Here is a 13,681-nt window from a genome sequence, read left to right on the forward strand (position 1 = left end):
CCCGAACCAGGAAGCCGAGACCAGGAACCGATGCGGCCGTGAACTCCAGCTACGCCGTCCCCGCCGTCGCCCTCGTCGTCCTGGCCACCGTCCTCGTCGGCGCCTTCGGCCTGCGCATCTCCCGCACCACGTCCGACTTCTACGTCGCCTCCCGCACCGTCGGCCCCCGCCTCAACGCGGCCGCGATCAGCGGCGAGTACCTCTCCGCGGCCTCCTTCCTCGGCATCGCGGGCCTGGTCCTCGTCCAGGGCCCCGACATGCTCTGGTACCCGGTCGGATACACCGCCGGGTACCTGGTCCTGCTGCTGTTCGTCGCCGCCCCGCTGCGTCGCTCGGGTGCCTACACGCTGCCCGACTTCGCCGAGGCCCGGCTGTCCTCACAGGCCGTACGGCGGCTCGCGGGCGCCTTCGTCGTCGGCACCGGCTGGCTGTACCTGCTGCCGCAGCTGCAGGGCGCCGGGCTGACCCTGACCGTGCTGACGGACGCGCCCGACGGACTCGGCGGAGTGATCGTCGCCGTCGTCGTGGTCGCCATCGTCGCCGCCGGCGGCATGCGCAGCATCACCTTCGTACAGGCCTTCCAGTACTGGCTCAAACTCACGGCCCTGCTGGTCCCCGCCCTCTTCCTGATCCTCGCCTGGCAGGGCGACGGCGCCCCCAGCCGTGCCTTCGACGAACCGGCGACCTTCCGCGAACGCAGCGTCGTCCGCGTCGACGACACCCTCGACATCAGACTGCACCGGCCCCTGACCGTCACCGTCAGCGGCGTCATCGACGGCCGCACCCACGACGAGGACCTGCTCCGGCTCCCCGCCGGCACCCACCGCGTCGAGGACGGCACCCGTCTCACCTTCGCCAAGGGCGCCGAGGTCCCCGACCGCGACCACGGCACGGGCGGCGACCTGTCGCCCTCGCAGGCCGAGAGCCGCGGCGAACGGCCGCTGTACGCCACGTACGGACTGATCCTCGCCACCTTCCTCGGCACCATGGGCCTGCCGCACGTCGTCGTCCGCTTCTACACCAGCCCGCACGGCGTCGCCGCCCGCCGCACCACCGTCGCCGTCCTCGGCCTGATCGGCGCCTTCTACCTGCTGCCCCCGGTCTACGGCGCCCTCGGCCGCCTCTACGCCCCCGAACTGACCCTCAGCGGCGACGCGGACGCCGCCGTACTCCTCCTGCCGCACCGCGTGATCGGCGGCCTCGGCGGCGACCTCCTCGGCGCCCTGATCGCGGGCGGCGCCTTCGCCGCGTTCCTGTCCACCGCGTCCGGCCTGACCATGGCTGTCGCGGGCGTGCTCACCCAGGACGTGCTCCCGTCCCGAGGCGTACGGCACTTCCGGCTCGGCACGGTCCTCGCCATGGCCGTCCCGCTCGCGGCGAGCGTCCTGGTCGGCGGGCTCCCGGTCGCCGACGCGGTGGGCCTCGCCTTCGCCGTGTCGGCGTCCTCCTTCTGCCCGCTGCTCGTCCTCGGCATCTGGTGGCGGCGACTGACCCCGCCCGGCGCCGCCGCCGGGATGCTGGTGGGCGGAGGCTCGGCGCTGCTCGCCGTCGCGGGGACCATGGCGGGCCTGCCCGGCTCCGGCACGCTGCACGCGCTGCTCGCCTGGCCCGCGCTCTGGTCGGTGCCGCTGGGCTTCCTCACCATGGTGCTGGTGTCGCTGGCCACGCCGGGCCGGGTGCCGCCCGGGACGGCGGCGATCCTGGCCCGCTTCCATCTGCCGGAGGACCTGCGGGCGGAGGTCAAGGGATGACGGGACTCCTCGTCGGACGACATGGGGTGAGCGGATGAGCGGCTTCGTCGCGGGTCTGTGCGTGGCGGTCCTCCCGCTGCTCGCCGCCGGCTTCTGGCTCGGCCGGCGCACCGCCCGCCCGCAGAACCTCGGCGGCCTCGGCACCCCGGTCGAGCACGCCACCTTCGAGACCCTGCACACCGCCTCCCTGGCCGCGCCCCCGCTGCGCGCCGGGCTCACTGAGGAGACCGCCCGCAAGTCGGCCCGCCGACTGCGCTCACTGCTCGGCACGGACGCCCTGTGCCTCACGGACCAGGAGAGAGTCCTGGTCTGGGACGGGGTGGGCGGACACCACCGTACGGAGATCATGGAACTTCTCGCCGGCCCCTTGGAGTCGGGCCGCGGCGAGGCCTTCCCGCTCGTCTGCGACACCCCCGACTGCCCGGTGCGCTGGGCGGTCGTCGCCCCGCTCACCGTCGACGACCGGGTCCACGGCGCGCTCGTCGCCTGCGCGCCGCGTGAGTCGGCGGTGCTGGTGCGGGCGGCCGGCGAGGTGGCCCGCTGGGTGTCCGTGCAGCTGGAGCTGGCCGACCTCGACCGGTCCCGCACCCGCCTGATCGAGGCCGAGATCAAGGCCCTGCGCGCCCAGATCTCCCCGCACTTCATCTTCAACTCGCTCGCGGTGATCGCGAGCTTCGTGCGCACCGACCCCGAGCGCGCCCGCGAACTGCTCCTCGAATTCGCCGACTTCACCCGCTACTCGTTCCGCAGGCACGGCGACTTCACCACCCTCGCCGACGAACTCCACGCCATCGACCACTACCTGGCGCTGGTGCGGGCACGCTTCGGCGACCGCCTGTCCGTCACCCTCCAGATCGCCCCCGAGGTGCTGCCGGTCACGCTGCCCTTCCTGTGCCTCCAGCCGCTGGTCGAGAACGCCGTCAAGCACGGCCTGGAGGGCAAGGCGGTGTCCGCCGCCGGCAAGAGCCACATCAGCATCACCGCGCAGGACGCCGGCGCCGAGGCCCTCGTCGTCATCGAGGACGACGGCGCCGGCATGGACCCCGCGGTGCTGCGCCGCATCCTCGCCGGCGAGGTCAGCCCGTCCGGTGGCATCGGGCTGTCCAACGTCGACGACCGGCTGCGGCAGGTCTACGGCGACGACTACGGCCTCGTCATCGAGACCGCCCCGGGAGCGGGCATGAAGATCACCGCCCGGCTGCCGAAGTACCAGCCGGGCGTCCACTCCGCGGGGCGCCTCACCCGGGATTGAGGCTCAGGTGCCGCGGCTGACGACCATCCCCAATGTGATCAGCCCCAGCACCACCCACCCGAACCACAGCCAGCCATTGCTCCCGAGCGCCACCGTGTAGGCCGTCACCACGACGAGGCCGCCGACGGTGAGCGCCCCCATCGCCTTCGTGGAACCGTCCGCAGAACCGGGCATCGCAACACCCTCCTAAGGTTCGTCTCCCTCCATGGTGCCCCCGTTCTGCTTCCGGACGGTGCACACGACGAAATGTGTGCCCCACTTCCAGGCACCCTCGCTCGTCCAGGACCCGGCCGCGTACACGGACGGATCGAAACCGTAGTCACGCGGTGGAACGTCCCGAGCACACACCGTGTCCGACTCGGTGCGTGCCTCGGCCGGTGTGACGTCCTGTCCCAGCCGGGTGAACCCGAGCACCTGCTCGTCGTGCGGGCGCGCGCAGGACACCAGGCGGGCGTCCCGCCGGGAGCGGACGTCCAGGCAGTCCCGGCGCTGCATCGTCGCCGTGTCCGCGAAGGCCGCCCCGGGCTCGCGGTACTCGCCCAACGGGCCGTAGACCGGCCCGTGCGCGCCCAGCACCAGACAGGCGGTGCGCCGCCCGGCCCGCTCGAACCCCGCCTCGGTCGGTACGACGGCGAAGCCCCGGACGTCCGCGAGCCTGCCGCGGATCCCCGCCGTCCGCTCCTCGCACGCCGCGGGCCCCTTCTCACGCGCCTCGGCGGCGGATGCGGCCGGCACGAACGCCATCACCTGCCCGTCGGGGGCCTTCTCCCCGCAGCTGGGATCCAGAGCCAACCGGGGCGTGCCCCGGAAGGGTGCCCCTGCGGGCCAGTCGGCGAGCACGCAGTCGCCGTCCTCCAGGGCGGCACCGAGCCCGACGGTGTGCCCGTACGGGGGTGCCGTCGCGGACGTGTCCGGCTGCCGCGCCATGGCGTACCAGACGCCGGTGGCCGCGACCACCAGCCCGAGGAGCCCGGCGAGCGCCGCGTGCCGGACTCGGGGGCGGGCGGAGGTCCGCCCGTCGCCGATCCCCCCGGCCACGGGAAACAATTCCGGTCCGCCCCGGCCGTGGGAAGGACCGGCCGGGGAAGAACCGGCCGGAGGGTGGAAGCCCTGGCCGGGCCGCTCCGACACCCCGGGGCTGCCGAATCCGGCCGCGCCCGGCGGCGGTCCCGGTGGCGTCCCCTCCCAGTGCGGCTGGGTGTCGAGGTCGGTCCGGGTCCGCGCGTACGCGTCGACCTCCGGCGTGACGATCCTCGACAGCGCCGCCTCCGCCTGCCCCGCCGGCATCCGCCGTACGGGATCCTTCTCCAGCAGCGCCTCCAGGACCGGCCCCAGGGCACCGGCCCGGGCCGCCGGCCGGGGTTCCTCCGTGACCACCGCGGTCAGCTCGGCCAGCGGGGACTCCCGGTCGAAGGGCCCCAGGCCCTCCACGCCGTAGTACAGCGTGCAGCCCAGCGAGAACAGGTCGGCGGCCGGTGTGGGCGCTCCGCCCGTGATCCGCTCGGGCGCCAGATAGCCCGCGGTGCCCACGAGGGCGGACGCCAGCGTGTAGCGCGTCTCGCCGGCGTCCGGCTGCACCGAGATGCCGTAGTCGGTGAGCAGCACCCGGCCGTGCGGCGCCCCCGTGCGGTCCGGCGCCAGCAGGATGTTCGCCGGTTTCACGTCCCGGTGCATGACGCCCCGCTCGTGCCCGGCGGTCAGCGCGTCGAGCACGGCGAGCCCGATGCGGGCGCATTCGGCCGGTGCCTGCGGTCCGTGCCGGTCGACCAGGTCGCGGAGGTTGACCGCGCCTTCGACGTACTCCATGACGATCCACGGCAGACCCTCGTGCTCCAGCACGTCGTGCACGGTCACCACATGCGGATGGCCGCGCAGCCCGGCCGCGTGCCGGGCCTCGGCGCGGGCCCGGGCCACCCGGGCCTCACGCTCGTCGGCCTCGGCCGGATCACGGAAGACGATCTCCTTGAGGGCGACCTCACACGCGAGTCTGCGGTCGTGGGCGAGCCAGACATGGCCCATACCGCCGCTGCCGAGCCGGTTCAGCAGCAGATAACGGCCGGCGATGAGCCGGCCCACTCCCGACGTCGGTGTTCCTGAAGACATCCCGTGACTCCCGGGTTCTACGGGGCGCTGCGTGATTGCTGGGCCGTGCTCGCAGTGGGCGCGCTGGTGGACGGCGGCGCGCCGGTCGCCGGTGCGGAGGTGGCGGGCGCGCTGGACTCCGGTGCGGTGGTGGCGGGCGTGCCGGACTCCGGTGGGGGCGCGCCGCTGGTGACCGGGACGCCGGTCGGGGGTGGGCCGGTGGTCCGGGGCGGTGAGCTGGTCGCGGGAGGGGGCGAGGAGCCGGTCGCGGGCGCCTTGGTGGTCGGGGGTGCTGTGGAGCCGGGAGGCAGGACCGAGGTGGGCGGCGCCGGGGACGGCGGGGGCGGCGAACTCGTGGGCGGTGGGTCGGAGGACGGGCCCGTGGCCACGGGGCCGTCGGATCCGGAACCTTCGGGTGCGGGGGACGAGCGCGGCGGCGTCGAGGCGGTCGCCGAGCCCGGGGGAGTGGACGGCGCCTCCTCGGAGGAGCCACCGGGGGCCGACTCGGCCACACTCAGCGTCACGTACTCCCCGAACCGCAGCTCGGTCCCCGCGGGCGGATTCGACGCCGTGACCCGGGCGTCGTCCGGCGGCAGCCCGCCGCCGTCGAAGGCGACCGCCAGGCCCTCGCCGGACAGCCTGCTGCTCGCGCGGCCGAACGTCGTCCCTGCGACTTCGGGCACCGCCCGCCGCTCGCGCGTGTCGAACGTGTCGTCGTCCTGCCCCGTGGTGCCGACCGGCCGGTTGATGCCCCTGGCGGGTTCATGGACGTCGACGAGGGCCAGCCGCTCCACTTTGCGCGCGGCGGGCCGTACGGCCACCACCGACGACTTCTCGTACCCCTTCCACTCCGCATTGCGGTCGTCGAACTCGACCTTTATGCGGGTCGTCTCCCCCTCGAAGGGTCGCAGCGGATTTCCGCACGAGCACTTCACGGCCGGAAGGCCCTTCTCGTCCACGAGAATCGCGATTCCGGTCTGCAGCAGAGCGTCGAAGGGGACGGACTTCCCCTTTTTGTAGTCGTGATTCTTCACGAGGGTGTCGTGACGCAGAAGAACAGGTGTGAGGCGATCCAGATAATCCGGGATCCGGACCGCGTCGATCGAGAGGGCGGCCGCCCACGCCCGCGCCTTCGGCTCCTGGGCGGGATCGGTGAGGAACTGCTCCAGCCGTTCCACGTCGCAGATCGTCGGCCGCTCGGACCCCCCGTACAGACCAGGGGTGTCACCTTGCTGAAGGCCGCCGGGCGCTGCCCGCGCCCGCACCCGCGCGTCCCGTCCCAGCCCCTGGCCCTCGTCGAAGAAGGGGGCGAGCGAGGGAACCCCCGCCGCCACCGCCTTCACCACGGACAACGGCATGTCCCGGTCGCACCCGCTGAGCGCCAGAACGAATACCAGCAGGACGGCGATCCTCCGAATCGCCGATAACCCGGTCCTGTGCACACACATTCGAAGCGCCATTACCGCTCCCCCCGGCGGTTCCCCCGACGCGCTTCATGCTACTGAAAGGCGAAGCCTTCCGGTTTCCTCAGTTTCCGCGTGCGTTCAATGAGGCCAAATAGGCGTTGTACGCCTCCAGTTCCTTGTCACCGTCCCGGTCCGCGGCGCGGTCCTTCCGCCGGGCCTGCCGCTGTTCCGAGCCGTACCACTGGAACAGCAGTGCTATCAGCACCAGTACGGAAGGAATCTCACTGAACGCCCAGGCGATGCCGCCGGCCGCGTTCTGGTCGGAGAGCGCGTCGATGCCGAGCGAGGCGGGCGGGTTCTTGAACGTCTCGACCATCGGCTCCGACGCCATCATCAACGCGATGCCGAAGAACGCGTGGAACGGCATGCCCGCGAACAGCTCCAGCATCCGCATCAGGTACCCGGGCCGGTGCGGCCCCGGATCCACGCCGATGATCGGCCAGAAGAAGACCACACCCACCGCCAGGAAGTGGACCATCATCGCGATGTGCCCCGTCTTGGAGCCCATCAGGAAGTCGAACAGCGGAGTGAAGTACAGGGCGTAGAGGCTGGCGATGAACAGCGGGATGGTGAACGCCGGGTGCGTGATGATCCGCATGTACCGGCTGTGCAGCAGGGCCAGCAGCCACTCCCGAGGCCCCTTGCGCCCCCGCCCGGCGGGCGGCATCGCCCGCAGCGCCAGCGTGATCGGCGCCCCGAGCAGGACCAGGATCGGCGAGAGCATGCTGATCACCATGTGCTGCACCATGTGCACGCTGAACATGACCATGCCGTAGTCGTTCAGCCCGGTGCACATGACGAGCATCACGGACAGCACGCCGACGACGTAGGAGACGGTCCGCCCCACGGGCCACCTGTCCCCGCGCCGCCGCAGCCGCACGACCCCCCACGCGTACAGCGCGAGCCCGACCAGGCAGGCGACGAGGAAGAACGGGTCGGCCGACCACTGAAGACCCCGCCCCAGCGTGAACGGCGGCAGATCCATCATCGTGCCGTGCCCGCTGTGATCCATTCCGACGGCTCCTGATTCGTGGGGGTTGTGCAAGTCTGTCCGCACACAGACTAGAACTGCCCCCGACCGCAGCTGCGGCCGGGGGCAGACTCGTCAGTGCCGAAGGACGTGCCCTACAGGACGCACTCGGCCTCTTCGTAGCGGTCCACGGGGACCGTCTTCAGCGTCTCGACGGCCTCCGCCAGCGGCACCATCACGATGTCGGTCCCCTGCAGGGCCGTCATGTGGCCGAACTCCCCGCGGTGCACGGCCTCCACCGCGTGCCACCCGAACCGGGTGGCGAGCACCCGGTCGTACGCGGTGGGCGTACCGCCCCGCTGCACATGCCCCAGGATGACCGGCCGCGCCTCCTTGCCGAGCCGCTGTTCCAGCTCGATCGACAGCTGGCGGGCGATCCCGGCGAAGCGCTCGTGCCCGTAGATGTCCTTGCCGCCCTCGTCGAAGGCCATCGTGCCGGGCGCCGGCTTGGCCCCCTCCGCGGCGACGACGATCGCGAACCGCTTGCCCGCGTCGAACCGCTCACCGACCCGCCGGGAGAGCTCCTCGATGTCGAAGGGCCGCTCCGGTACGACGATGGCGTGCGCGCCGGCCGCCATGCCGGAGTGCAGCGCGATCCAGCCGGTGTGCCGGCCCATGACCTCGACGACCAGGACCCGCTGGTGGGACTCGGCGGTGGTCTTGAGCCGGTCCAGCGCCTCGGTCGCCACGGTCACCGCCGTGTCGAAACCGAAGGTGACGTCGGTGACCGCGATGTCGTTGTCGATGGTCTTCGGCACACCCACGACGGGCAGACCGCTGTCCGACATCAGGCGGGCCGCCTTCAGCGTGCCCTCGCCACCGATCGGGATGATCGCGTCGAGGCCGAGTTCCTCGACATGCCCCTTGGCCCGCTCCACGCCGTCGCGCAGATGGGAGGGCTGGACCCGGGAGGACCCGAGGATCGTGCCGCCGCGGGCGAGGATGCCGCCCACCGCGTCGAGGTCGAGCTTGAGGTAGTCGCACTCCAGGAGGCCCTTCCAGCCGTCCCGGAAGCCGATGACCTCGTCGCCGTGGTCCACGACGGCGCGGTGCACGACGGACCGGATGACGGCGTTCAGGCCGGGGCAGTCGCCGCCGGACGTGAGGACACCAATGCGCATAGCCCGAATAAACCTTCTCAACGTGGGCCGGGACCGGACCGCGCTGTCCGGCTCGAATCCCCGCCACCCTAGCGGCATCGGGGGGCGGGGCCGAACCATGCGTCCGCCTGCTGGACGGCCCCGCTCACCTGTGCGGACGGGGCGTCAGACGGGCTGCTTCCCGTGAGCTGGAACGCGGGCCCACGAACCGTCGGGCAGACAGCTGCCCGACGGCGTTCACGCGGGCTGCTGCGCCGCCGCGATGCGCTCGTCGCGCAGCGCCTCGTACCAGCGGTCGTCGGTCGGCGGCAGCGCGTTCACATCGAGGGCCAGCTTCAGCAGCAGGTCGGCGATCAGCGGGTTCCGCGCGAGCACCGGGCCGTGCATGTACGTGCCGAAGACGGTGTCGTTGTACGCGCCCTCCGTGCCGTCGCCCGTGCCGTTGCCGTTGCCGAAACGGACCTGGGCGAAGGGGCGGGCGGTGGGGCCGAGGTGGGTGACGCCCTGGTGGTTCTCGAAGCCGGTCAGCGGGGGCAGACCGAGGCGCGGGTCGATGTCGCCGAGCACGTCACCGACGCACCGGGCCCCTTCCCCTCGCACCGACACCACGTCGATCAGCCCGAGGCCGGGCTCACGCTGGCCGAGGTCGTTGATGAACTCGTGTCCGAGGATCTGGTAGCCCGCGCACACCGAGAACACGATCGCCCCGTTCTCGACGGCCCGCTGCAGGCCGCCGTCCCGGCGCAGCCGCTCGGCCGCCAGCCGCTGCGGCCGGTCCTCACCGCCGCCGATCAGGTAGATGTCACCGGAGGTCGGGATCGGCTGGTCGCTGCGCACGTCGAGCCGGGCCACGTCGAGGCCGCGCTGCCGGGCACGGCGCTCCACGACGAGGACGTTGCCCTGGTCGCCGTAGGTGCTGAGCAGGTCCGGGTAGATCCAGACGATCCGCAGTTGGTTGTCGCTCACTTGGGTTCCCTGAAGTCTGGGGGTCAGTTGCCGACGCGGCGGCGCAGGTCCTGGAACGCGGTGTAGTTGGCGATGACCTCGATCCGTCCCGGCGGGCTCATCTGCACGGCCTGGTCGAGGTTGTCGCACACCTGGAACTGCTGGTTCGCGACCTCCAGGCGCACCGCGAGGTCGAGCTTGCGGTCGCCGATGACGCAGATCGGGTGCCCGGACAGCCGCGTGTAGTCGACGTCCCACAGCCAGGAGGTGTCGGTGCCGTCGGCGCTGCGCGCGTTCACGGACAGGATCACCGGGGTGGGCGGCGGATCGATGAGGGAGAAGGTCTCCAGCCAGCCGGCCGGGTTCTTGGCGAGCAGCAGCCGCAGGTCCCGCCCCTCGAACTGGACGACGTCATAGCGTCCGGCGACGGCCTGCACCTGGTACATGCGCTCCAGGGCGACCTGCGGCGGCACCCCGAACACGGCGGCAACGGCGGCCGAGGACGCGGCGTTGGCCTTGTTGGCACGGCCGGGCAGCTGCAGGTGGATGGGCCAGGCGGAGCCGTGCGGGTCGAGGACGTGGTCCCCGGACAGCGCCCAGCTCGGCGTCGGACGCCGGAAGCCGCACTCACCGCAGAACCAGTCGTCACCGGGGCGCTGCATCACGCCACCGCACGCCGGGCAGGACCAGGCGTCGTCCTTCCACATCTGCCCGGCTGCGACCCAGATCACGTTCGGGGAGGAGGAAGCGGCCCACACGACCAGCGGGTCGTCGGCGTTGGCGACGACCACGGCCTTCGAACCCGCGAGCCCCTCGCGCCAGTTCTCGGCGAGCATCCGGGTCTCGGCGGCACGGTCCAGCTGGTCACGGGAGAGGTTCAGCAGTGCGATGCACTTCGGGTCGGTGTCCCGGGCGACCCCTGCGAGGTACTTCTCGTCGACCTCGATGACGCCGTAGCGCGCGTCCGAGCTGCCCGCGAGCGCCGAGGTGATGCCGGCCGGCATGTTGGCGCCGAGCGCGTTGGACACGACCGGCCCCGCGGCCCGCAGGGCCTCGGCGATCAGCCGGGTGGTCGTGGTCTTGCCGTTGGTGGCCGACACCAGGACCACATCCAGGTTCTGCGCGAGCCTGGCGAGGAGGTCGGGGTCGAGTTTGAGTGCCACCCGGCCACCGATCACCGAACCGCTGCCGCGCCCCGCGGCGCGCGATGCCGCAGCGACCGCCTTGCCCGCGGTCACGGCGAGCTTGGCCCGCGGCGTGAGCGGGTCCGAGTTCCCTGACATCAGTTCTCGATCCTCCTTGCGTACGCGCCGCGCCTCCGACTGCCGGCAACGTGGTGGTGGTCAGCCTATCGAGATCCATTCGCACTCCCGAATCGCCGTACCCTTGCGGCCATGCGAAACGGTCCCATTCCGGGTGCGCACGGGCGCGTCCGTCCCCTCATGCTGCTCAGCGACCCCGTGCTGCACGCCCCCTGCAAGGAGGTCACCGACTTCGGCCCGGAACTGGCGACGCTGGTGGAGGACTTGTTCGCGACGATGTACGCGGCCCAGGGGGTGGGGCTCGCGGCGAACCAGGTGGGGGAGTCGCTCCGGGTCTTCGTGTACGACTGCCCCGACGACGAGGACGTGCGGCACCTCGGGCACGTGGTGAACCCGCGCCTGGTCGAGGCGGACGGTGTGGTGCTCCGGGGCCCGGAGGGCTGTCTGTCCCTGCCGGGCCTGGAGGCGGGCACCGAGCGGTACGACCACGCGGTGGTGGAGGGCTTCACGGTGGCGGGGGAGCCGGTGACGATCCACGGCACGGGGTTCTTCGCGCGGTGCCTTCAGCACGAGTGCGACCATCTGCAGGGGCGGGTGTACGTCGACCACCTCACGGGGTGGCGAAAGCGACGGGTGCTGCGGCAGGCCGCGCGAGCGCCGTGGGGGCGCTGAGTCGAGCGGCCGGGCCGGCGGCGGACCCCGCCCTGAGGGCGCTTCAGAACCCGGGGCCGCCCATCCTGTCTCCCGCGGCTGCCAGCCTCCCCCACAGCAGGTCCGCCAGGCTGCGTACCAACTCCGCCCGCGTACAGGGCCGTTCACCCAGCCACCAGTCCCCGGCGGCATGCATCATCCCGACGATCCCGTGTCCCCACACCCGAGCCAGCTGCTGGCTGCCGGGTCCGAGGTCCAACCGCTCCTCGATGACCGTGGCCAGTTCCTCACCCATGCGGCGCAGCAGCGGAGCGGAGTGCTTGCCGACGTCGAACCCGGGATCTCCCGGCTGGCCCCCCTCGGCCGGATGCATCAGGAACCGGTACACCTGGGGCCGCGCCTCGATCGCGGCGAGGTATGTGTCCAACGTGGCCTCGACCCGCTCGCGCCGGTCCGCGGGAGCGTCCAGCGCGGCCCGGAGCGAGTCGAGGAGTGCGTCGGTGTGCCTCTTGGCCAACGCCGCGTAGAGGCCGCCCTTGTCGCCGAAGTGCCGATAGAGGATCGGCTTCGTGATGCCCGCCTCGGCCGCGATCGCGTTCATCGAGGCATGCGGGCCGTCGCGCAGCACCACCCTGTCCGCGGCCTCCAGCAGCTCGCGCCGACGGCGGTCGGCGGACCGCTGCTGATCGGTCCGCTGCGTGGTGTCCATGAGCTCTCCCCACCCGTGGTGAATCGATGACGCCTGCGCAAACTAGCACTGGAACGGTCCGACACATCGAACGGGATGCCGACCCGTCATCGAGGGTTGACTTTACCTACTCGCTAGTAACAAACTAGTGTTACCGCTAGTAACAAGCATGCACGCAGTCACGCACGTACGCCGCTGGAGGGGACATGGCCGAGTTCACCATGGAGCTCAACGACGAACAGAAGGAGGTCCGGGACTGGCTGCACGGCTTCGCCGCCGATGTGATCCGCCCCGCGGCCGCCGAATGGGACGAGCGTGAGGAGACTCCCTGGCCGGTCATCCAGGAGGCCGCCAAGGTCGGCATCTACTCCCTCGACTTCTACGCCCAGCAGTACTTCGACTCCACCGGCCTCGGCATCCCCATGGCGATGGAGGAGCTGTTCTGGGGTGACGCGGGCATCGCCCTGTCGATCGTCGGCACCGGGCTCGCGGCCGTCGGGGTCCTCGCCAACGGCACCGAGGAGCAGATCGGCACCTGGGTGCCCCAGATGTACGGCGATGCCAACGATGTCAAGCTCGCGGCGTTCTGTTCCTCCGAGCCCGACGCCGGATCCGACGTCGCCTCGATGCGGACCCGCGCGGTCTACGACGAGGCCAAGGACGAGTGGGTGATCAACGGCACCAAGACCTGGGCGACCAACGGCGGCATCGCCAACGTCCACGTCGTCGTCGCGGTCGTCGACCCGGAGCTCGGCTCCAAGGGCCACGCGTCCTTCATCGTCCCGCCGGGCACGCCGGGGCTGTCCCAGGGGCAGAAGTTCAAGAAGCACGGCATCCGTGCCTCGCACACCGCCGAGGTCATCCTCGACAACGTGCGAGTGCCGGGCTCCTGTCTGCTGGGCGGCAAGGAGAAGCTGGACGAGCGCCTCGCGCGGGCCCGGGAGCGGGCCAAGGCGGGCGGCGAGCGCGTGAAGAACGCGGCGATGGCCACGTTCGAGGCCTCGCGGCCGGCCGTCGGCGCGATGGCCGTGGGCACGGCCCGTGCCGCGTACGAGGTCGCCCTGGACTACGCGATGACGCGTGAGCAGTTCGGCCGCCCGATCATCGACAACCAGGGCGTGGCCTTCCAGCTCGCCGAGATGCGCACGCAGATCGACGCGGCGCGGCTGCTGGTGTGGCGCGCCTCCTGGATGGCCGTCAACGGCAAGCCGTTCACGGCGGCCGAGGGATCGATGTCGAAGCTGTTCGCGAGCGAGACGGCCAAGAAGGTCACGGCCCAGGCCATACAGATCCTCGGCGGCAACGGCTACACACGGGAGTACCCGGTGGAGCGGATGCACCGGGACAGCGCGATCTACACGATCTTCGAGGGGACGAGCGAGATCCAGCGGCTGGTGATCGCCCGCACGTTGTCGGGTATGCCCATCCGGTAGCGCCGTGGGGTACGGCGCCCC

The 13,681-nt window shown here is 71.7% G+C and carries 12 protein-coding genes; 4 read left to right on the forward strand and 8 right to left on the reverse strand.

What is annotated here, in order from left to right:
* Positions 1 to 38: 38 nt before the first annotated feature.
* Together ACFYNL_RS00745 and ACFYNL_RS00750 are read left to right on the forward strand one after the other, a co-directional pair.
* Positions 39 to 1,751: a cation acetate symporter gene (locus ACFYNL_RS00745; protein WP_388794277.1), complete on the forward strand. Its 1,713-nt coding sequence runs from the start codon at positions 39 to 41 to the stop codon at positions 1,749 to 1,751.
* A 34-nt stretch (positions 1,752 to 1,785) separates the two neighbouring features.
* Entirely contained in the window at positions 1,786 to 3,003 is a 1,218-nt protein-coding gene (locus tag ACFYNL_RS00750) for a sensor histidine kinase (protein WP_388794280.1), read from the forward strand.
* 3 nt (positions 3,004 to 3,006) lie between these two features.
* Here ACFYNL_RS00750 and ACFYNL_RS00755 read toward each other — a convergent pair whose 3' ends face one another.
* The 7 genes from ACFYNL_RS00755 to ACFYNL_RS00785 form a co-directional block, all read right to left on the reverse strand.
* Complete coding sequence (locus tag ACFYNL_RS00755) at positions 3,007 to 3,177, reverse strand: hypothetical protein (protein ID WP_388794283.1); 171 nt, start codon at positions 3,175 to 3,177, stop codon at positions 3,007 to 3,009.
* A gap of 12 nt (positions 3,178 to 3,189) precedes the next feature.
* On the reverse strand, positions 3,190 to 5,106 hold the full coding sequence (locus ACFYNL_RS00760; protein WP_388794286.1) for a protein kinase: 1,917 nt from the start codon (positions 5,104 to 5,106) through the stop codon (positions 3,190 to 3,192).
* 17 nt (positions 5,107 to 5,123) lie between these two features.
* Positions 5,124 to 6,443, reverse strand: a complete 1,320-nt coding sequence (locus tag ACFYNL_RS00765; protein WP_388794289.1) for a DUF6777 domain-containing protein — start codon at positions 6,441 to 6,443, stop codon at positions 5,124 to 5,126.
* Between the two features lie 169 nt (positions 6,444 to 6,612).
* Positions 6,613 to 7,563, reverse strand: coding sequence for a cytochrome c oxidase assembly protein (locus ACFYNL_RS00770; RefSeq protein ID WP_388794292.1), 951 nt, complete (start codon positions 7,561 to 7,563; stop codon positions 6,613 to 6,615).
* 113 nt (positions 7,564 to 7,676) lie between these two features.
* Entirely contained in the window at positions 7,677 to 8,702 is a 1,026-nt protein-coding gene (locus ACFYNL_RS00775; protein WP_388794295.1) for a 6-phosphofructokinase, read from the reverse strand.
* Between the two features lie 216 nt (positions 8,703 to 8,918).
* Positions 8,919 to 9,647 (reverse strand): type 1 glutamine amidotransferase, encoded by a 729-nt coding sequence (locus tag ACFYNL_RS00780; protein WP_388794298.1) that lies wholly within the window; start codon positions 9,645 to 9,647, stop codon positions 8,919 to 8,921.
* A gap of 23 nt (positions 9,648 to 9,670) precedes the next feature.
* Positions 9,671 to 10,909, reverse strand: a complete 1,239-nt coding sequence (locus ACFYNL_RS00785) for a MurT ligase domain-containing protein (protein WP_388794301.1) — start codon at positions 10,907 to 10,909, stop codon at positions 9,671 to 9,673.
* 111 nt (positions 10,910 to 11,020) lie between these two features.
* Between ACFYNL_RS00785 and def the strand changes: the two genes are divergently transcribed.
* Positions 11,021 to 11,560, forward strand: coding sequence for a peptide deformylase (gene def, locus ACFYNL_RS00790; RefSeq protein ID WP_388794304.1), 540 nt, complete (start codon positions 11,021 to 11,023; stop codon positions 11,558 to 11,560).
* Between the two features lie 43 nt (positions 11,561 to 11,603).
* Here def and ACFYNL_RS00795 read toward each other — a convergent pair whose 3' ends face one another.
* Positions 11,604 to 12,248: a TetR family transcriptional regulator gene (locus ACFYNL_RS00795; protein WP_388794307.1), complete on the reverse strand. Its 645-nt coding sequence runs from the start codon at positions 12,246 to 12,248 to the stop codon at positions 11,604 to 11,606.
* Positions 12,249 to 12,433: 185 nt separating this feature from the next.
* Here ACFYNL_RS00795 and ACFYNL_RS00800 point away from each other — a divergent pair, with 185 nt between their 5' ends.
* Positions 12,434 to 13,660: an acyl-CoA dehydrogenase family protein gene (locus ACFYNL_RS00800; protein WP_388794309.1), complete on the forward strand. Its 1,227-nt coding sequence runs from the start codon at positions 12,434 to 12,436 to the stop codon at positions 13,658 to 13,660.
* The last annotated feature ends 21 nt before the right edge of the window (positions 13,661 to 13,681 follow it).

Source organism: Streptomyces sp. NPDC007808 (genome assembly GCF_042868655.1).
Taxonomy (GTDB): Bacteria; Actinomycetota; Actinomycetes; order Streptomycetales; family Streptomycetaceae; genus Streptomyces.